The organism is Bradyrhizobium neotropicale (genome assembly GCF_001641695.1).
GTDB lineage: Bacteria > Pseudomonadota > Alphaproteobacteria > Rhizobiales > Xanthobacteraceae > Bradyrhizobium > Bradyrhizobium neotropicale.
On the sequence record NZ_LSEF01000085.1, the window covers coordinates 121,940 to 140,476 of the forward strand.

Below are 18,537 nucleotides of genomic sequence, written 5' to 3' on the forward strand. Positions count from 1 at the left end.
AAGATCGCTAGCCACCACCCTATTCTCCCAGTCAGGAAAAACTGGCACAAACCGCATAGCTCAATTGTCGCCCCGTCTATAACCTCTCAAGCTGGCTGCCGGGGATCAATGGGGACAATCGATGCTCTCTGATCTGATGCGGGACGCTGCAGCGTTCAACATGTCCGACTGGGGCAAGTATGTGCTTGCCGCGCTTGGGCTCTTCACGTTTGTCGGAATTTACTACCTCGGCGATTATCTCTATCGCGACAGAGATCACGATGGAGAAGCAGCGCCACACGCCAGCGACGGAATCTAGTTTTCATTTTTCATAACGTCTGATTGCGATTGGAGAACGACCATAATGTCAAAGGAAAATTGCTTGATCGTTTTTGCTGCGGGAAGACAACTGGATCTCCTGCGCGGGGAAGCCTCTCGCATCGCCAAAGAAAACAAAGTGGACTGGCATATAGACCGCGCCGACATCGGCATGTGCTTTTGCTTCGAGGATGCCAAAGCGAAAGACGCCTTCGCGTTGACCTGCGACAACCTCGGCATTTCCAGCCGAGGCAGCTAGCCCGAAGGGAACCCGCCGATCTTGTAGCCGGCGGGTTCTCTATGCGCACGCGCGGGCCGGAAGGGCTTCTTCATGTAAGCCGATAGCGCACGGCGGGCATCACTGGTCTGGTCGGCATGAGATCATCGAAGCCGAAGGAATGGACCGACATCGAACGCAAGAGATTGTCGGTGATGATACGCCGGCGGTTCGGCGCGGCGAAAATTGCCGCAGCTCTTCGCCGGCATACCGGCTCAGTAAAGCAGATGGCGCGAGAGATGGGGTTGATCCTCAAAAAATGATGGCGCGGAGCCATCCTGGCCGACGTCGCGGGCCACAGTTCGTGAGCGTCCCCCAAAGTTCGCCCTGGGCGCGTCTGCGGGCGCAGGTACTCCCTCGACCCTGTCCGGTCCGGGCGCGAGTCTCAACCCGCCTTGATTATATTCAATAACAATGTTCGTTCTGACCTAATCCGGCGAATATCGTCCGCTTCCCTTATTAGTAAAGAGTTGGGGCGCCAATGACCGGTTTCCAAGCCAGGCTCGAGCGTTTTGAAAACCTCGCTGCCGAATGCGAGTTGATCGCCAAACGAGTGGATGGAAGTAATCGCGAGTTGTATCTGCGTGCGGGCCAGCACTATCGTGATTTGGCAAACGACGTGCGCGCTCTGATTGCATCGTTCAATATCGCCGCGTAGGCAGAAGATCACCTAACGCGACTTTCACCCAGCCAAGCCCGTGACAGATGCGGCAGTTGGGATCGGTCAATGACGGCTGGCATCCTGGACCGGCAGTACGTGATCTACTTCGCGCTATTCCGGTCGTAGCCGTCGCCGATGTGCCATCTCTACAGCATCCGACCAATCAAGCCGCGATCATCAACCTGGTCCGCGTGATCACCCGCTACGTTGGCAACCAACCGCCGCTTTCCGCAGCGCTCGCATCAAGCATCAACCAACGGCGCGGCGGACGAGGTGATTGGCCTTACCTCTGCCAACAATAGTCTAGTGCAGCGTGCCTCGATGCGGTGGAGCGATGTCGGATTGTTCATAGAAGTATTGCAGTTCGGCTTCGAGACGCTCGTTGAGCAAAAGGAGCACCTGCAAGGCCCCGAGAACGTCGCCCCGGTGTTCTTCGATCAGTCTGTCTATCAGGTCGTTAATCGGCATCGTTGACTCCCACGGCGTCTGGTTCCATCAACCGCGCCTAGTGGGTTCAACCGGCCTTTAATCCACAGCTTGTTCCCTTGGCTGGGGCGCAAGCCATGAGGCGCTCACCGCGACGCGATGCGGAAATCTGTTGGTGTGTACGTGTGACATCCGAACAACATACAAGCAGAAGAACGCGCCATATTGGATGAACACCGCGAGTCTTCCCCGCTATTCACAGGATGCGGGCAGAAAGCCAGGTGTTATTGTCAGAGGGACAGTGCTGCGATGAAGCGGCGAAAAAAACCAGCCCAGCGTTGCGATTTTGTAACCGCGCTTTTGCACCGAAACGATACCCGTTGAATTGGCTCGGGGTGGCACATGTTTGACGTTTATTTAAACGAAAGACGGGACTTGCTCGTCGTTAGCAAGGGACTTCCTATACCCCCACACAAGTCGGGGCGATGGCGCAAATCCAAGAAGAAGGTTCTCAAAGTTAGTGACGAGATCAAGTCGGCTGTTCAAAGGCAAGGCTACTACATGCGGAAGCTGAGCGACGCAAAGGGGGCCCTCACGTCTTCTGAGCGCTGAGCGAACGCCATGGTCGAGCCAATCCACCTGAAGGCCATGCCGATCATCCTCACCACCGACGTGGAGCGCGACGTTTAAATGCGCACACTGTGGGACTAGGCGAAAATGCTGCAGCGGCCCCTGCCCGACGACACCCTGAAAGTCGTTGCTCGGGGTGCATCGAAGGAAGACATCTCTTGCTCACCCTAAGTCGTGCTGAGCCAGGACCCGGCCGACCATAGTAAACCAACTCTTAACCTGTGATCGCTATTTTGCCAGTGTCCGGGTGGTGACCGTCCGGTCAAGCGGGAGGAATCATCATGCCCGTCGAGATGCTCACTTACGCCGAACTCGGCGACAGGCTCAAAATTTCCCCAGAGGCCGCAAGAGCGCTCGTCAAGCGGCACCGTTTGCCGCGCTCCCGCTCCAACGATGGCAAGACACTGGTTCAAGTCGATCTTACAGAAATCAGTCATTCCCCGAACGCGCGCGCATCCCAGAGCCCGGGCGGTGACCACCTGGTGACCGCCCTAAAGGAGCACATTGCGACGTTGCAGGCGGACCTCCTTGAGCTGAAGGCCATAGCCGGAGGTAACCGGGCGGACTTCGAGAGAGAGTGTGGCCGCACCAACAAGCTGTTGGCCGAACTGCTCAAAGCCAACATTGAAACTGCGACTGCCCGAGAAAAAGCCGCCCGCCTTGAGGGGGCGCTCTCGACAGTAAGGCCGCCTTGGTGGCGAAGGCTGACCGCCTTCACGCATATCCCACTGGAAACCGTTTGGCGGAGTACGCTGCCAAGCAGCGTGCTCGAGCTGGGCGCAGCAAGCAAGGAAGACCGAGCGCCGGTGTAGACGACGCAGGTCGGCACCCTCAGGGTGTCGCGCAACGCTCAACGTGCTCGACACCCCGTTGACTTGGCCGTTGCACCGCTGGTTGCGTTTCCGGTCACCTTTCACATGCCGGTCGCGCTGCCCGGATCGGGCCCTCGACCTTTCCTTGGCACCATAGGAGCTTGGCTACTTACATTCCGGAACCACCGCCACCGCCGCCGCCTCCACCACCGCCAGCATTTCTGGAATTTTCGATGGTATAGTCTTTGGGGCCGCTGCCTGGTGCGTAGCCGCCAAAGGCTCCTGGATAGCCCGTCATCATGCCGTTGGCGCGCATCACACGCCACGGAGCGTAGCCGTAAATACTCGCAGGGTGCTTCTTGGAGACCTGGTGCTGGTGCGGTGCTTTGCTTGGTACATTCTTGGCAAGCACGGCCGGAGCAGCGGCGATGAGGATGGTGGCAGAAAGTGTGACAATCGCTGTCTTCATTTTTCGTCCTCCCTTGATTGAACAAAAAACCTCGACGCTTTGAACAACCCCGACGCTGTTCGGTGCAATTCGTCACATCACACGATGGTGAAGCTAGCGCTTGTTGCGGTCCGCGACGCGTTCCCGTGCTGAAGGCTGCACCGCGTGCGGCGAACTGAGCCTGTCTGGCTCGATCCCTTTTCGCTTGCTGATCTTGGCCGCAGTCGGGGTCGTTTTCGTATCGATCCTGGCGCTGTTCGAGACCAAGGCCAGCGAGGGATCGGCGCCGCGCCGCGCAAAGTCGGCCCCGGCCATGGGGTTTAAGGGGTGTGGGAGGGCCGGGGCCGCTTGGAGGTGCTTGGACAACTTGGGGAAGCCAAGCGATTGCGAGCTTACTCGCAGATCAAAGCCGTTCTGTTCGTTTCAGCACATTGGGGATGATGTTCCGTCCCGGAACATGCCGAGTTTTCCCGATCGGATTCACATATGCAAATGCAGCGTCGAAGATGCCTCTCCCTGTTGGTTGTTGAAGTGCAGACCAGGGGAGCGTTCACTATTGACTGACCAAGTGCCGTCGCAGAGCAGATTTCTTATTCGGATCGGTGGAAAGGGGTGGATGGTTTGCGATCGAGAACTCAAGGGTCCAGCAATGATTGGGACAGACGTGGCGGCCAATCTGACGAAGGAGCGAGCCGAACCAGTGCTCGGCGTGCTGACGTCAATGGGTGCGCGGTCAGACCGCCGCTGAACCCCGCGGGGCAGCCGGCTGGGCCGTCGCAGCTCAATTTTTTGCCGGCGGTCCGTTGGGCTTTGCTTCGACGCAGGCAGCTTCAAACGGACGCGCATTGCCAACAATTCCCGCGCCCTCAATCGTACGTCGAAGACGGAGCTCTGCCTGGCGACATTCTCCGCGTGTGCCTGGAATTTGCGAGCGATCCTCCCTCCATCACGATCAGCAAGCCAAATGCGAGGCCAATTCCGCGAAGACCACGAGCGTAGCCGGGCCGCATCCCGGCAAGCCGCGCCTCCTTTAGCGATAACTCCTTCAAGGACCCAGGCCATGCCAGCGCTCTTTGCCGTCCTTCCAATATCTGGATGACCAGCTCTTCGATGTCGGTCCGGTGACAATCAAGTAGAGCCCATCGCCATCGGCGTATTTGCCGAGCCTCGTTTGGCGCTCTAAGTCGAGTGGTTTGAGTCTCCCAGCCATCGTTCCTCCGGGAAAAAACCGTCCTCCGAACCCACGGGCAAAAACTACGGTAAGGGACCCGATCAGGAAGAACACCGACGAACTGCGAAGTACAGCTTTCCGGCGCAAGTTACTGATTTTGCTATGGAGTCCGAACGACGACGAACGGGGCATATACTGGCGGAAGGGGTGGGATTCGAACCCACGGTACCCTTGCGGGCACGCCGGTTTTCAAGACCGGTGCCTTAAACCACTCGGCCACCCTTCCAAGCCCGGAATGGCTGTCGCTTAACGCAGGCGAGCGCGCAAGGCAACGCGAAGTTGGTGCCCTCACCCGAGACCGGGCCCTTCACCGGAAACGGACCTGTCAGGCGAGCGTCAGCGTGGTCCGCTAGCTTGGGCGGCATCGGTAACACCGCCCAGGGCGTTGCCGGTTGCGAGGCCCGGCTGGAGTCCCCTCCACGTCCGGGCCTCGCTTATTATCTCTGCAAAGAAAACGCGGCGCCCATATGAACGCCGCGCGAACCCTGTGATCGCTGCGTTGACGCCTGTAGCCGCAGGAGGCGCAGCCCATCTGCACCGGGGCGTAGTGCGCGCTGGCGCATGGTGTATTGCGGCGGGATGCACTCGTACTGGACGCTCGGCGGCGCGACCATCACGGTGCGATCCTCCGACCAGCGTGCGGTGCGCAACGACGGAGCCCGGCGACGTGGAGCGTGATTGCCATCGGTCGGAATCGTCGCTTGCATTCATCGAGGTCGCTGCACGGGGCCGCGTTGCCAAAGGGGCTGCGGTTTGCCTGACACGCTGACGCTCGTCCCCGGGGCGGCGGGGCAAACCCGGCAGAGAGTTTCCGTGGTTGTGACGGCTTCCGAATTCCTGCCCCGCTCCATCGCTGGGGCTGGGGGCTGATTAGCGATGGAGCGGGAGTCACGGACTTCGATCGAACCAGCACGAAAACCGACCGCATCCGAGACGCGCTTAATTGCAGTTGCGATTCTGGCCTGTTGGCGGCCAATGCATGGCACCATTCCGTAGCAGGCTGCTGCCCGCAGAAAGCTATCGAGTGTTGCAGCCGAGCAATTTTCAGAGTCACAATTTTGCCCCAAGATCGACGCCAGCCGGTCAGATTCGACCAGCGGGCGGACTGGCNGGCTAGGCCCGGCATGCGTTTCGGCGGGGGCAGTGTGCCGGGCCACCGCTATTGCGGTGGAGATTTCGATGAAATCCATCGGTCGCCTTCGTTGGGTGGTAGACAACGATCGCCAGGACCTCGCCGACCATGAGGCGGGCCGCCTCTCCTGTCGGGACGGCGAGGACGATGCCGAACAGGAGTCAGCGGCGGAGCGCGTGCTGAAGAACCTCGCCCTGATCCGCGCCTATGAGGCTAAAGCAGACTAGCATCCGAGCAAAAGAAAACGCGGCGCCCGAGACGAGCGCCGCGTGAAACCTTGATCGTTGCGTTGGCGTCAGTAGCCGCAGGAGGCGCAGCCCATCGCCACCGGGGCGTAGTAGGAATAGCCCGGCGAGACCATCTCGACGCGCTGGCGCGTGGCGTATTGCGGCGGGATGCGCTCGTACTGGACGCTCGGGGGCGCGACCATCACGGTCTGCGGCACCATCACGGTGCGATACTGCGCCGGTGAACGGTGCGCGACCACGGCGCCCGGCGAGACCATCACGGTCTCATCGACGGTGCGATACTGCGGCGCGACGTATTGCTGCTGATAGCAGGTCGTGCAGGGCGGCGGCGTGTAGCAATTGTAGCAGCCGGCGGAGGCTGCGCCCGTCATGGAAATGGCAACGACGGCCGTTGCGAAAACGACAGCGAGAGTACGAGACATATTGGTGGTGCCCCAGTTGCCCGAAATGATTTGGATCCGAAAGTCGGCGCCGACAAGTATACGCCGCGAAATCCAAAGCTGCCGAAGTTCGTCGGGGCATCCCTAACGCGACCGGCAAATTCCTGCCGATCGCTAAGGCCTTGTTGACCATCCGCGGAGCGCGGACGATGTGGCGCTTACTTGCCGCGCCGCTTCACCTCGCGCACCGCGCCGCGCGCGGCGCTGGTGGTGAGCGCCGCATAAGCCTGCAGCGCGGTCGAGACGTTGCGCTTGCGGTTCGTTGGCTGCCAGGCGGCATCGCCCTTCGCCTCTTCCGCCGCACGGCGCTTGGCAAGCTCCTCGTCGGAGATCTCCAGGCTGATGCTGCGGTTCGGAATGTCGATCGCGATGCGGTCGCCGGTACGCACCAGACCAATGTTGCCGCCTTCAGCCGCTTCCGGCGACAGATGGCCGATCGACAGGCCGGACGAGCCGCCGGAGAAACGGCCGTCGGTGACGAGCGCGCAGGCTTTGCCAAGGCCCATCGATTTCAAATAGCTCGTCGGATACAGCATCTCCTGCATGCCGGGGCCGCCGCGCGGGCCCTCGTAGATGATGACCACGATCTCGCCGGCAACGACCTTGCCGCCCAAAATGCCTTCCACCGCGGCGTCCTGGCTCTCGAACACGCGCGCGGGGCCGGAGAATTTCAGGATCGAGGCATCGACACCGGCGGTCTTCACGATGCAGCCGTCCTGCGCGAGGTTGCCGTACAGCACGGCGAGGCCGCCGTCCTTGCTGAAGGCGTGCTCGAGATCGCGCACCACGCCCTTCTCGCGATCGGTGTCGAGCTCGTCGTAGCGGCGCTCCTGGCTGAAGGCGACCTGGGTCGGGATGCCGCCGGGCGAAGCGCGATAGAAGGTGCGCACCGCCTCGCTCTTGGAGCGCTTGACGTCCCAGCGCTCCAGCGCGTCCGCCATCGTCGGCGCATGCACGGTCGAAACCGAGGAGTCGATCAGCCCGGCACGATCGAGCTCGCCGAGAATGCCCATGATGCCGCCGGCGCGGTGCACGTCCTCGACATGGACGTCGGCAACGGACGGCGCGACCTTGCACAGCACGGGCACGCGGCGCGACAGGCGGTCGATGTCGCGCATAGTGAACTCGACCTGCCCCTCATGCGCGGCGGCGAGCAGATGCAGCACGGTGTTGGTCGAGCCGCCCATGGCGATGTCCAGCGTCATCGCGTTCTCGAACGCCTTGAAGTTCGCGACATTGCGCGGCAGCACGGAGGCGTCGTCCTGCTCGTAGTAGCGGCGGACGAGATCGACGATGGTGTGGCCGGCCTCGACGAACAGCCGCTTGCGGTCGGCGTGCGTTGCGACCACGGAGCCGTTGCCGGGCAGCGCGAGGCCAAGCGCCTCTGTGAGGCAGTTCATCGAATTCGCCGTGAACATGCCCGAGCAGGAGCCGCAGGTCGGGCACGCCGAGCGCTCGATCACCTTGACGTCGTCGTCGCTGACCTTGGCGTCGGCCGCAGCGACCATGGCGTCGATCAGGTCGACGGCCTTGGTCTTGCCCTGCAGCTTGACCTTGCCGGCCTCCATCGGCCCGCCCGAGACGAACACGGCGGGAATATTGAGGCGCAGCGCCGCCATCAGCATGCCGGGCGTGATCTTGTCGCAGTTGGAGATGCAGACGAGGCCGTCGGCGCAATGCGCATTCGCCATGTACTCGACGCTGTCGGCGATCAGCTCGCGCGACGGCAGGCTGTAGAGCATGCCGTCATGGCCCATGGCGATGCCGTCATCGACCGCGATGGTGTTGAACTCTTTCGCGACGCCGCCGGCCTGCTCGATCTCGCGCGCCACGAGCTGGCCGAGATCCTTGAGGTGGACGTGGCCGGGAACGAACTGGGTGAAGGAGTTGACGACAGCGATGATCGGCTTGCCGAAATCGGCATCCTTCATGCCCGTCGCGCGCCAGAGGCCGCGGGCGCCTGCCATGTTGCGGCCGTGGGTGGTGGTGCGGGAGCGATAGGCTGGCATGGCGGTTTCCGTCCTCGTTGGGTGGGCCGGGCGGGGGAAATTTGGAAGCCGCCTCAGGCCTTTCCGGCCGGATAGCGCACGGGGCCACGGGGTGCAATGAGAACTTGGCCCGGACCGGGCGGAAGCAGCCTTGCGCAGGCCTCCCCTGCTCCGGGCGCAGCCTCGAAGCCGAACGTCGCGAGCGCCTTGATGAAGACGAGGATGCACGCCTGAACGTTCGGATGCGTCAGTTGCAAGATGCGGATGCACATGATGAGCCGCGAGCGCAACGGTATTTGTGTCCGTAGTGATCCGGAATGGAATCCTATCGAGACTTCACGTACATCGCGCACATCGATCGGCGGCCACAAGGGCATCACCCTCTGATCGCGCGACATGGGGCTGGGGGGCCGCATGGGGCGGGGATTTGAAGGCTGGGGCAAGGTTACGAGGTCCGGACTCCTAGGCACTCCGGACCTCGTATCTTCTAGATTGAACGCAGCGTCGCGCCGCCGGCTTTATGAGCCGTGCGGCGCGATCTCGTTTGGGCCGCCTGGTAAGTCGACTTGTTTTAGTCGTCTTGCCCTTTTCAGTTCGGCACGTTCCGTGCGAGATCCTCGAGCCAGGCCGCAGCGCTGGAGTCTGACGGCGCGCGCCAGTCGCCGCGCGGGGACAACGAGCCGCCGGCCGAGACCTTTGGCCCGTTCGGCATGGCCGAGCGCTTGAACTGGCTGAAGGCGAAGAAGCGCCGCAGGAACACCTCGAGCCAGCGCCGTATCTCCGCAAGGTCATAGGCCCTGCGCCGATCGCTGGGGAATGCCGGAGGCCACTCGCCCTTGGCGACGTCCTTCCAGGCATGCAGCGCCAGGAAGGCGATCTTGGACGGTCGCATGCCGAAACGCAGCGTGTAGAACAGGTTGAAATCCTGCAGCTCATAGGGCCCGACGGAAGCTTCCGTGCTCTGCGGCTTCTCGCCCGGCTTGACCGGCACCAGCTCGGGCGAGATCTCGGCCGAGAGGATCGATGCAAGCGTCTTGTTCACGTCGTCGCTGAACTGCTTCGACGCGATCACCCAGCGGATCAGATGTTGAATCAGCGTCTTCGGCACCCCGGCATTGACATTGTAATGCGCCATCTGGTCACCGACGCCATAGGTGCACCAGCCGAGCGCAAGCTCGGAGAGATCACCGGTGCCGATGACGATACCGCCGTTATGGTTGGCAAGGCGGAACAGATAGTCGGTGCGCAGTCCCGCCTGCACGTTCTCGAAGGTGATGTCGTAGACCGCCTCGCCTTTGCCGAAGGGATGGCCGATGTCCTTCAGCATCTGCGTTGCCGTGGTGCGGATGTCGAGCTCCTGCGAGCTCGCCTGCAACGCCTTCATCAGCGCCAGCGCATTAGTCTTGCTCTCGCTGCCGGTGGCAAAGCCCGGCATGGTGTAGGCGAGGATGTTGCTGCGGGGCAGGCCGAGCAGGTCGACCGCCTTGGCGGCGACGATCAGCGCGTGGGTGGAATCGAGGCCGCCCGAGACGCCGATCACGACGCGCTTGGTGCCGGTCGCGCGCATGCGCTGCACGAGTCCGGCGACCTGGATGTTGTAGGCCTCGTAGCAATCCTGCTCGAGCAGGCTCTCGTCGCTCGGCACGAACGGAAAACGCTCGACCTTGCGCAGGAAGCCGATGTCCGCGGCCGGCGGCTTCAAGGCGAATCCGACCTTGCGGAAAAAGCCCTCGCGCTGGCGACGATTGTCGTCAAACGTTCCCATCAGCGCGCGTTCCTGCCGCAGCAGGTCGAGGTCGACGTCGGCGAGCGTGATCTGGCCATCCTGCCGGAACCGCTCGCCCTCGGCCAGCAGCACGCCGTTCTCGTAGATCGAGGTCTGGCCGTCCCAGGCGAGATCAGTGGTCGATTCCCCCGCCCCGGCCGCGGCATAGACATAAGCCGCGAGGCAGCGCGCGGAGGTCGATTGACAGAGCAGCGCGCGCGAACGGGCCCGGCCGATCGTGATCGGGCTGCCCGACAGATTGATCAGGACGCTGGCCCCCGCAAGCGCGAGCTCCGAGGCCGGCGTCACCGGGATCCACATGTCCTCGCAGATCTCAACGCCGATGCTGAGGCCGGGAACGTCCTCCGCCGCGAACAGGAGATCGACGCCAAAGGGCGCGCGGAGCTGGCCGATTGCAATCGCCTCGCCGACGATGCCGGCGCCGGAGGCGAAATGCCGTCCTTCATAGAACTCGCGATAAGTCGGCAGATAAGTCTTGGGCACGACGCCGAGGATACCGCCGCGATGAATGACGACGGCGCAATTGTAGATCCGTGCGCCAAAGCGCAGCGGCGCGCCGACGGTCAGGACAGGCATCAGGGCCGCCGATGCCTCGACGATCGTGGCGAGCCCGCGCTCGACAGCATCGAGCAGCGGATCCTGCTTGACCAGGTCCTCGATCGCATAGCCGGACAGGCACAGCTCGGGAAACACGGCAACGGCCACCGACTGCGCGTGACAGGCCTTCGCCGCCGTCACGATGGCCTTCGCGTTGGCCTCGGGATCGGCCACATGGGAGGTGGTCACGCAGGCCGCCACGCGGGCAAATCCGTGGGCGTAGATCGAGTGGAAGCTCATCGCGTACCCTTAATTCCTTCTTAGATCGGGAGGCGTGGTCCGGCCGCGCGATCTCAGGCCATATTTAGCCCATCGGCATAGGCCCGTGCAGACCATTCGCCGTCATGCATAACGGATTTGCACTTCCGCCCGCCCTTCGCCCGGATCAGGCGCTGCGCGCCAGCACACCGGTCAGATCGTCCCGCAACCACTTTGCGATCCGCGGCCAGGCATGGGCATGGGTCCGCGCCCCCATGAACAGACCGAGGTGATTGCTGGGCTCGGAGGCCGCCGCGACGAAGGCCGGCGGCGTTCCGATGAGATGGGCGATGGCCAGCGCCTGCGTTGCCGGCACCACCTCGTCGTCGAGCCCGGCCAGCAGGAAGACCGGCACCTTGGCGTCCTTCAGATGAATCTCGCGGCCGAGCGCCGTGAAAGTGCCCGCCGCGATCCGGTTCTCGCGGAAGATCCAGTTGACGATCTGGAGATAGTAGGTGCCGGGCAGATTGAGCGTCTCGGCGTTCCAACGGTCGAAGCGCTCACGCAGCGCCGCGCCTTCCTCATCGGAGAGGTCCTTCTGCAACGCCGCCGCGATGTCGTCGGGGCTCGGCGCCTTCGACCAGAATCTCAGCATCTCCTCGCCACTGACATTGCCGCCGCCGCGGGCCACGAGCTGGTCGTAGATCATCTCGGGCGCATTGCGGGTGAGTCGCGACAGCGCGGAGTCGATCGAGAGGTCGACCGGCGCGCCGACCAGCACCAGCCGCCGTACCTTGGCGGGAAAGCGCGCCGCATAGATCAGCGACAGCCAGCCGCCCTGGCACAGGCCGATGAGATCGACGGGCGCGCCGATCTCGTCGACGGCGACGTTGAGATCGCCGAGATAGCTGTCGATCGAGAAATAGCGCATCTCCGATGATGCCGAGCGCCAATCGGTGAGATAGACCCGATCGATGCCCCCATGCTGAAGGGCCTCCACGACGCTGTGGCCCGGCGCGAAGTCGGCGATCAGCGCCCGATGCAGCGCATAGGGCGCGCAGACCAGGGCCGGCTGGCCGGATCGTGTCCCGCTGCCGCAACGGCGTAGGCGCATGGTGGGCAGCTCCAGCGCGACAGTGTTTGGCGTGGTCCACGGCAGGCCGCTGTCGTCGCCCTGCTCCACCGGCTCGCGCTCGAGCCACNCCACCACAAGCAGGCGTCCATGGCGAGCCGTGCCGCCGCGAACGGCCAAAGCAAGGGATCATCAGGGACATGCGCCGATCCGGTCGGCTGTTTGCCGGTTTTCTCCGCCACGACTAGTCCATCACCGTCATAAGAACGCCTCGAGGCTGACCACGGAAATGCCGAGCTCGCGAAAACTCTGATGGGTCGCGGCGACCAAGCCGTCGAGATCGATGGCGCGGCAGGCATCCTCGATGACCACAACCTGAAGACCCGCCTTGCGGGCATCCTCCGCCGAAAAGCGCACGCAGAAATCCAGCGCGAGCCCCGCGACGAAGACCGTCTTCAGCTCTCGTTCGCGCAAATATCCGAGTAGCCCCGTCGGCGTCCTGTGGTCGTTCTCGAACAGCGCCGAATAGGAATCGATGCCGCGGCGGAACCCCTTGCGCACCACGAGGCTGGCCCGGGTGACGTCCAGATCGCGATGGAATTGGGCGCCGGCAGTGCCCTGCACGCAATGGGAGGGCCAGAGCACCTGGGTGCCGTAGTCGAGCTCGATCGTCTGAAAGGGTTGCCTGCCCGCGTGGTTCGGCGCGAAGGACACGTGATCGCGTGGATGCCAGTCCTGGGTCAGCACGACATTGTCGAATTTTTGGGCGATGCGATTGATGGCGGGGACAACCTTCTCGCCGCCGGGAACGGCAAGCGCCCCGCCGGTGCAGAAGTCGTTCTGCACGTCGATCACGAGCAGCACGTCGCGGTCGGAGATCTTCATCGTGGCCTCATTCGCGTGCGTCCGGCGTGACGGGCGCCGATCTCCCCCAATGTCGATCTTCCCTCGCCGGTTCGCAACCGCCTCATTGGCCGCGCGCGTCCATGTCGCGGGAATGATTTGCTCGATCCTTTCGCGGGTGCAACGGTTTGGCCTCGTTCGTGTTGACTACCCACGCTCGACGGCGGATTCTCACCCTCCGCCAAATTGCGGATTGAAGCAACGGAGGCAAAGGTTCCCGTAGCCGGCAAGGCCGCGGCAGCCGCATCGCCATGAGTATCGGCAAGACAGGACAAACAATTCTTCTCGCCGATATCGGCGGCACCAACGCGCGCTTCGCGCTGAGCCGGGGCGATCAGATCGGAGCGATCGACTATGTGAAGGTCGCCGACTTCCCGACCGTCCGGGAGGCCATCAGCGACGTCCTCGCACGACGGTCCAGTGGCGAGCAGCCCAAAAGGGCCGTGCTGGCCGTGGCAGGTCCCGTGACCAATAATCGTTGCGTCATGACCAACAGTCCCTGGGTCATCGACGGCAATGAGCTGCAACCGGCACTCGGCTTCGACAGCGTGCACGTGCTCAACGATTTCGAGGTGGTGGCCTGGTCCCTGCCCGCCTTGCAGCCGGCCGACCTGATCCCACTCGGCGGCCAAGGCGGCCTCGCCGGAGAGCCGTTGCTGGTGATCGGGCCCGGGACCGGCTTTGGCGTCTCCTGCCTGGTCGAGCGCCACGGCGTGCGGCTGGCAGTCGTCACGGAGGCGGGACATGCAACCCTGCCGGCGGAGAATGAGCGCGAGGAGCGCGTGATCGCATGCATGCGCCAGCGCTTTGGCCATGTCTCGATCGAACGTGGCGCGCTGTCCGGCTCCGGCCTGCAAACCCTCTACGAGGCGGTCGCCGAGGTCGACGGCGCCGAGGCGCCGAAGCGCAACGCGGCTGACATCACCAAGGCGGCGCTTGACGGCAGCTGCGGCATTAGCCGCGCCACGCTGGAGATGTTTTGCGCCATCCTCGGCTCGGTCGCCGGTAATCTCGCGGTGACCTTCGGGGCCCGCGGCGGCGTCTACGTCGCCGGCGGTATCGCGCCGCGTTTTCCCGAGTTCCTCGCGGCGTCCGCGTTCCGGGCGCGCTTCGAGGCCAAGGGCCGCTTCCAGGACTACCTGCACAACATCCCAAGCTGGCTCGTCATAAAGCCCGATGCGAGCTTCGTCGGGCTCAAGATGTTTGCCGATCACAACGTCGATTGAGCCGCACCGTGCCGATGCTGCGGCTTGGCAGCGAGTAATTCACAGATCATTGTCTCGGATACTGCCTTCCCAGCAGCATCGCGCTTGCCTGTGCGTTTCCACTGAGAAACAATTCAACCCTACGTGGCGTGTGTGCGGGGCGCGACATGCGTAAGCAGGACCTGCCCAAACAGGATTTGGGCTTCGACTACCATCGGTATCACCGTTTGCTGTGCGAAGCGGACGACGAGGACAAGCGCCTCGCCCTGATCGAGCTGTTGATCGAGGAGAAGGCCAGGGATCGGCTGGCTGCGCAGCGTGCCTCGGACCGCGCCGCGATGACCGCGCAAACCATCGCCACGGTGCTCAGAGCCGGCCGCAACTGAGACTTGCTGACCTTGGCGTCGCTCGCGCAAGCGGACGATCGATTGCGATTCCATTAAGGATCCTTCGCAATCCCGGATAAAACTTTTTGCTCTAGAAGTTCTCCCCACCTGATCCAATTCAGGGGCAACCACAGGGGGGAATGAACATGAGCATGATTTCACTTGCCGCCATTCCGGCCGGCGTCGAAACGCGGTCGGGCGATTACTCCTTCAAGGCCGTCTTCCTGTTCTGCTGCGCGGGTCTCCTCGCCTCGTTCAACCTCATGGCGCAGGGCATCGATCTCAGTGCAGGCCTGATGTAACACGACCCGAGCTTTCGAGCTCAAACGGCCGCCCTCCGGGCGGCCTTCTTGTTGCGCTATGGCAGAAGCACTGACCTACCTAACACCCGCCGTTACCGGTCGCGGCGGCGCGGGTTCCCGACATGGCCGCGAGACTGCCATGAGTCGGGCGCGAATCGGTCTGCTTTTCTTCAAGTTCCAATGACGAATTCAGCGGGCCGCGCCGCTGCGGCAGGATAGCCGGGCACCGCGCCTTTCACCTACCCCAGGGCAAGGCTGCCCGGCTATTCGCCGCCCGCGCGGATCAGGCGCGGTCAGTGCGGGACCCTGGCGGCCCCTTCCGGAAACAGCGAGTCGATCATCGCCTTGAGCTGGTCGATGGAGATCGGCTTGCGCAGGATCGGTCTGCGCCGGAGCAACGAGGGCAGCAATTCCGGCCCGTAGCCCGTCGCGAACAGAAACGGCTTGCCGCGCCGCTCGATCAGATCGGCGACCGGGTCGACGTAGACACCCATGAGATTGATGTCGAGGATGGCGAAATCGTACTGCGCCGTCATGGCAAAGGCGCTGGCATCCCGGACGTTGTCCGCCTCCGCGACGACGTGGTGGCCAAGCTCCTCCACCATGTCGGCGATCATCATCCGGATCAACGCCTCGTCTTCAACCAGGAAAACGGAGAGTCCGCCAGCCATGTCAACCCCGCAGCATCACACGAAGCTAATCATAACCGAGGTTGCGGGAGGATTCACGAATTCGTGGCACGCGCCGTTAATTCGGGCGCGCCCGATCCGATTCAAGTTGATCAATCCAGCCCGCGCTCATGGCTCAGGCGCACCATCTCCTGGATGAAGACTTCCTTCTGCTTATCATCGAGGCTCGAGTAGAGTGGTTCGGCGGCGTCGGCGACATTGCGCTGGTCGGAGGCGCGGTCGATCAGGAATTGCGCCTCGTTGCGCATCTGCTCGACGATGTCGTCAGGCGGATCCCGCTTGGCCCGCGCAATCCGCAGGTTGAGCCGCTCTGCACCATTATGCCCGAGGTAGTGCATGGCGCTGGAGAAGCCGTACCAATGCTTCTCCTGGTCGGGGGTGAGGTTCAATTCGGTCTTGATCCGCTCGATATACGCGTCGCTGTTGGCGACGATCTGCTCGGCGGTGAGTTGCGGCGCGGCGTTCTGGGTGAGAACGGTGACATCTTTATTGTCCTGCTTGTTGTCCTGGGGCGCGTTCTTGGCTTCCTTGGTTGCCTTGGCGCTCTTGCCTGCCTTGGCGCTCTTCGCGTCCTTGGCATCCTTGTCCTTGCCGGCACCCGGTTGCTTGGCGTCCTTGTTAGCGTCCTTGGCTGCCGGCGCCTGATTGCTGTTGTTGTTGCCGACGCCAAGCACGCCGGTGAAGACGCCGACCACGCCGCCGATCGCACCGCCCAGCACGCCGCCGACGGGACCCGCCGCCTTGTTGCCGGCCGCGGCGCCGTCCTGAACGCCTTTGACCAAACCTTGTGCATTCGCGACCGCGGCCGCGCCGAGCAGCAACGCGAGCACGGACCCGAGCGCGAACCAACCTCGCAGGCGAAGCCGCGCTTGCGGCGCTGGGGTGATCATTCTGGTCTCCATCATCTTGGCTTGATCTTGGCTTGGCTGAATTGGCTTTGGCGTTGAGGATGGCAGGCATCTGCCGGGCGGAACTCTATCGTTGTCACCGCGCCAAGGTCCAGACGCAGGCATTTCCTGTCCACGTCCGAAAAGCCTTTCACGCGAAGCGGTTATAGAGGCTTATCCGGAACTGCGGCGTAATTGCGCACGGATCATTGTCGGCCGGCTTCATCCGCAGTGTGCGTCGCAAAATCAACCGATGCGCTTCATTCCGCCGCGCGAGCTCGCGCGGGTGTGGCCATCGCGCGGGACACAACGTTAGTTCTAGACAATGATCCCTTCGGGTTTCTCGACAGATGCAAACAATCATGGTCTGATCGCGCTACCAACGTCCGCGCCTTGAGTGATGAATCTTTGGGGCGACGGACCAAAAAAGACAATCAAAACAAGAAACTCAAAACAAGAAACTCAGACAAGGCACGAAGAGGAAACTCCAACAATAAATACCCAAGCGAGGAAACGAGATGTCACGCAAGAAACTGACGCGACGCCAATTTGTAGCTGCCACTGCGATGTCCTCCGCGGCGCTGATCACAGCGCCCTACGTGCGCGGAGCCTATGCCGCCGGCAAGCTCTCGATCGGCTTCTGGGACCACTGGGTGCCCGGCGCCAACAAGGCCTCCACCGACCTCGTCAACGAATGGGCCGCGAAGGAAAAGGTCGAGGTCTCCATCGACTACATCACCAGCAACAACAAGAAGATCGAGCTGACCGCCGCGGCCGAAGCCCAGGCCAAGTCCGGTCATGACATTCTTCAGATGCCGAGCTGGTGGCCGCAGGCCTATTCCGAGAATCTCGAGCCGCTCAACGACGTCATGGAGCCGCTGATCAAGCAGAACGGTGAGGTGAACGGCACCGTCAAATATCTCGGACAGTCAGGCGGCAAATGGCTCGCAGTGCCCGCAACGCCCGGCAGCCAAATCAAGGGCCCCTGCTCTCGCATCGATCTGATGAAGAAGCATGCCGGCATCGACGTGCAGGAGATGTACCCGGCCGGCAGCCCGCCCAAGGCGGACAACTGGACAATGGAGACGTTCCTGAAGGCGGCCGAGGCCTGCCAGAAGGCCGGCTTTGCGTTCGGTATTGGTCTCGGCGAGACCACCGACAGTGTCGATACCGCGGGCGCGATCTTCCAGTCGTTCGGCGCCGAGCTCGTCAACGCCAAGGGCGACATCACGGTGAAGACCGACTCGGTTCGCCAGGCGATGGAATTCTACAAGAAGCTGATCGCGGTCCTGCCGCCAGACGCGCCGTCCTGGGACGACGCCTCGAACAACAAGTGGCTGATCTCCGGCCGTGGCGCGATGATCCTGAATCCGCCGAGCGCCTGGGCGGTCGCCAAGCGCGATGCGCCGCAGGTCGCCGAGCAGTGCTGGACGCACGGCTTCCCCGCCGGTCCGAAGGGCCGGTTTGCACCGTACCTGCCCTATTTCTGGGGTGTCTGGAGCTTCGGCAAGAACAAGGAGGCAGCCAAGAGCCTGCTCGTTCACCTGTCCGCGCCGGCGTCGATCGAGAAATTCGTTGCGGTGAGCGGCGGCTATGATCTGCCGGCCTACGCGAACTTCACCACGTTGAAGACGTGGGCGGAAGAAGGGCCGCCGAAGGGAACGCTCTATCACTACCCGAATCCCTACAACCATCAGACGCTGTCAATCGCAGCGTCGCCGGCGCCGCCCAAGATCGCGCAGCAGATCTACTTCCAGGCGACGCTGACCAAGATGGCGCTGCGTTTTGCGCGGGGCGAGACGATGGAACAGGCGCTCGCCTGGGCCGAGGGCGAGTGCGAGGGCTTCATGCGGAGCTGAGCCGGGGTGTGCCTGGGCGGTTGACGCCATTTGCGTGAGCCGCCCTCATCCCCGTCATCCGAT

19 protein-coding genes, 1 tRNA gene and 1 pseudogene are annotated in these 18,537 nt (G+C 62.8%); 9 read left to right on the forward strand and 12 right to left on the reverse strand.

Features of this window, described 5'->3' with window-relative positions; all coding sequences use genetic code 11:
* The first annotated feature begins 121 nt into the window (after positions 1–121).
* The 3 genes from AXW67_RS42850 to AXW67_RS43315 all read left to right on the forward strand — a co-directional run bounded on the left by AXW67_RS42850 (position 122) and on the right by AXW67_RS43315 (position 1,232).
* Complete coding sequence (locus AXW67_RS42850; RefSeq protein WP_161491294.1) at positions 122–298, forward strand: hypothetical protein; 177 nt, start codon at positions 122–124, stop codon at positions 296–298.
* Positions 299–361: 63 nt separating this feature from the next.
* Positions 362–556 (forward strand): hypothetical protein, encoded by a 195-nt coding sequence (locus tag AXW67_RS27065; RefSeq protein ID WP_347336763.1) that lies wholly within the window; start codon positions 362–364, stop codon positions 554–556.
* A 499-nt stretch (positions 557–1,055) separates the two neighbouring features.
* Positions 1,056–1,232 carry a hypothetical protein gene (locus tag AXW67_RS43315; RefSeq protein WP_201723724.1) on the forward strand — a complete coding sequence of 59 codons (177 nt, stop codon included), beginning with the start codon at positions 1,056–1,058 and terminating at the stop codon, positions 1,230–1,232.
* 306 nt (positions 1,233–1,538) lie between these two features.
* On the opposite strand, the gene AXW67_RS43320 is transcribed toward AXW67_RS43315, so the two are convergent.
* A complete protein-coding gene (locus AXW67_RS43320) occupies positions 1,539–1,703 on the reverse strand; it encodes a hypothetical protein (RefSeq protein WP_198024669.1) in 165 nt (54 codons plus the stop codon).
* A gap of 573 nt (positions 1,704–2,276) precedes the next feature.
* Between AXW67_RS43320 and AXW67_RS44370 the strand changes: the two are divergent.
* Positions 2,277–2,462, forward strand: a pseudogene (locus AXW67_RS44370) (SOS response-associated peptidase); the annotation flags it as partial.
* Positions 2,463–2,572: 110 nt separating this feature from the next.
* On the forward strand, positions 2,573–3,103 hold the full coding sequence (locus AXW67_RS27080) for a hypothetical protein (protein ID WP_063680353.1): 531 nt from the start codon (positions 2,573–2,575) through the stop codon (positions 3,101–3,103).
* Between the two features lie 169 nt (positions 3,104–3,272).
* Here the strand turns inward: AXW67_RS27080 and AXW67_RS27085 are convergent, their stop codons facing one another.
* The 9 genes from AXW67_RS27085 to pncA form a co-directional block, all read right to left on the reverse strand.
* On the reverse strand, positions 3,273–3,572 hold the full coding sequence (locus tag AXW67_RS27085; protein WP_063680354.1) for a hypothetical protein: 300 nt from the start codon (positions 3,570–3,572) through the stop codon (positions 3,273–3,275).
* Positions 3,573–4,596: 1,024 nt separating this feature from the next.
* Complete coding sequence (locus tag AXW67_RS45080) at positions 4,597–4,914, reverse strand: Arm DNA-binding domain-containing protein (RefSeq protein ID WP_430648732.1); 318 nt, start codon at positions 4,912–4,914, stop codon at positions 4,597–4,599.
* A gap of 4 nt (positions 4,915–4,918) precedes the next feature.
* Positions 4,919–5,008: transfer RNA gene (locus tag AXW67_RS27095), tRNA-Ser, on the reverse strand.
* A 1,201-nt stretch (positions 5,009–6,209) separates the two neighbouring features.
* Positions 6,210–6,533 (reverse strand): hypothetical protein, encoded by a 324-nt coding sequence (locus AXW67_RS27105; RefSeq protein WP_063680356.1) that lies wholly within the window; start codon positions 6,531–6,533, stop codon positions 6,210–6,212.
* Between the two features lie 227 nt (positions 6,534–6,760).
* On the reverse strand, positions 6,761–8,611 hold the full coding sequence (gene ilvD, locus AXW67_RS27110; protein ID WP_063680357.1) for a dihydroxy-acid dehydratase: 1,851 nt from the start codon (positions 8,609–8,611) through the stop codon (positions 6,761–6,763).
* Positions 8,612–8,664: 53 nt separating this feature from the next.
* Entirely contained in the window at positions 8,665–8,961 is a 297-nt protein-coding gene (locus AXW67_RS27115) for a hypothetical protein (protein ID WP_145927897.1), read from the reverse strand.
* Between the two features lie 218 nt (positions 8,962–9,179).
* Positions 9,180–11,213: an NAD(+) synthase gene (locus tag AXW67_RS27120; protein ID WP_063680359.1), complete on the reverse strand. Its 2,034-nt coding sequence runs from the start codon at positions 11,211–11,213 to the stop codon at positions 9,180–9,182.
* A gap of 145 nt (positions 11,214–11,358) precedes the next feature.
* Positions 11,359–12,373 (reverse strand): alpha/beta fold hydrolase (locus AXW67_RS27125; RefSeq protein ID WP_245315742.1); only part of this gene is annotated, 1,015 nt, incomplete at its 5' end.
* A gap of 128 nt (positions 12,374–12,501) precedes the next feature.
* Positions 12,502–13,128 (reverse strand): bifunctional nicotinamidase/pyrazinamidase, encoded by a 627-nt coding sequence (gene pncA / locus AXW67_RS27130; RefSeq protein ID WP_063680360.1) that lies wholly within the window; start codon positions 13,126–13,128, stop codon positions 12,502–12,504.
* Positions 13,129–13,397: 269 nt separating this feature from the next.
* Between pncA and glk the strand changes: the two genes are divergently transcribed.
* The 3 genes from glk (at position 13,398) to AXW67_RS43325 (ending at position 15,039) form a co-directional block, all read left to right on the forward strand.
* Entirely contained in the window at positions 13,398–14,372 is a 975-nt protein-coding gene (gene glk / locus AXW67_RS27135) for a glucokinase (RefSeq protein WP_063680361.1), read from the forward strand.
* Between the two features lie 161 nt (positions 14,373–14,533).
* On the forward strand, positions 14,534–14,737 hold the full coding sequence (locus tag AXW67_RS27140) for a hypothetical protein (RefSeq protein ID WP_027550925.1): 204 nt from the start codon (positions 14,534–14,536) through the stop codon (positions 14,735–14,737).
* A 146-nt stretch (positions 14,738–14,883) separates the two neighbouring features.
* Positions 14,884–15,039, forward strand: coding sequence for a hypothetical protein (locus AXW67_RS43325; RefSeq protein ID WP_201723725.1), 156 nt, complete (start codon positions 14,884–14,886; stop codon positions 15,037–15,039).
* 293 nt (positions 15,040–15,332) lie between these two features.
* Here AXW67_RS43325 and AXW67_RS27145 read toward each other — a convergent pair whose 3' ends face one another.
* Both AXW67_RS27145 and AXW67_RS27150 read right to left on the reverse strand, forming a co-directional pair.
* A complete protein-coding gene (locus AXW67_RS27145; RefSeq protein WP_063680362.1) occupies positions 15,333–15,710 on the reverse strand; it encodes a response regulator in 378 nt (125 codons plus the stop codon).
* Positions 15,711–15,820: 110 nt separating this feature from the next.
* On the reverse strand, positions 15,821–16,618 hold the full coding sequence (locus tag AXW67_RS27150) for a Spy/CpxP family protein refolding chaperone (RefSeq protein ID WP_063680465.1): 798 nt from the start codon (positions 16,616–16,618) through the stop codon (positions 15,821–15,823).
* Between the two features lie 515 nt (positions 16,619–17,133).
* Here AXW67_RS27150 and AXW67_RS27155 point away from each other — a divergent pair.
* Positions 17,134–18,474, forward strand: coding sequence for an ABC transporter substrate-binding protein (locus AXW67_RS27155; protein WP_027550922.1), 1,341 nt, complete (start codon positions 17,134–17,136; stop codon positions 18,472–18,474).
* The last annotated feature ends 63 nt before the right edge of the window (positions 18,475–18,537 follow it).

Coding starts and splice junctions, on each gene's coding strand:
- AXW67_RS42850 (WP_161491294.1), top strand. CDS start 122: ATGCTCTCTGATCTGATGCGGGACGCTGCAGCGTTCAACATGTCCGAC.
- AXW67_RS43315 (WP_201723724.1), top strand. CDS start 1,056: ATGACCGGTTTCCAAGCCAGGCTCGAGCGTTTTGAAAACCTCGCTGCC.
- AXW67_RS43320 (WP_198024669.1), bottom strand. CDS start 1,703: ATGCCGATTAACGACCTGATAGACAGACTGATCGAAGAACACCGGGGC.
- AXW67_RS27080 (WP_063680353.1), top strand. CDS start 2,573: ATGCCCGTCGAGATGCTCACTTACGCCGAACTCGGCGACAGGCTCAAA.
- AXW67_RS27085 (WP_063680354.1), bottom strand. CDS start 3,572: ATGAAGACAGCGATTGTCACACTTTCTGCCACCATCCTCATCGCCGCT.
- AXW67_RS45080 (WP_430648732.1), bottom strand. CDS start 4,914: ATGCCCCGTTCGTCGTCGTTCGGACTCCATAGCAAAATCAGTAACTTG.
- AXW67_RS27105 (WP_063680356.1), bottom strand. CDS start 6,533: ATGACGGGCGCAGCCTCCGCCGGCTGCTACAATTGCTACACGCCGCCG.
- ilvD (WP_063680357.1), bottom strand. CDS start 8,611: ATGCCAGCCTATCGCTCCCGCACCACCACCCACGGCCGCAACATGGCA.
- AXW67_RS27120 (WP_063680359.1), bottom strand. CDS start 11,213: ATGAGCTTCCACTCGATCTACGCCCACGGATTTGCCCGCGTGGCGGCC.
- pncA (WP_063680360.1), bottom strand. CDS start 13,128: ATGAAGATCTCCGACCGCGACGTGCTGCTCGTGATCGACGTGCAGAAC.
- glk (WP_063680361.1), top strand. CDS start 13,398: ATGAGTATCGGCAAGACAGGACAAACAATTCTTCTCGCCGATATCGGC.
- AXW67_RS43325 (WP_201723725.1), top strand. CDS start 14,884: ATGAGCATGATTTCACTTGCCGCCATTCCGGCCGGCGTCGAAACGCGG.
- AXW67_RS27145 (WP_063680362.1), bottom strand. CDS start 15,710: ATGGCTGGCGGACTCTCCGTTTTCCTGGTTGAAGACGAGGCGTTGATC.
- AXW67_RS27150 (WP_063680465.1), bottom strand. CDS start 16,618: ATGATCACCCCAGCGCCGCAAGCGCGGCTTCGCCTGCGAGGTTGGTTC.
- AXW67_RS27155 (WP_027550922.1), top strand. CDS start 17,134: ATGTCACGCAAGAAACTGACGCGACGCCAATTTGTAGCTGCCACTGCG.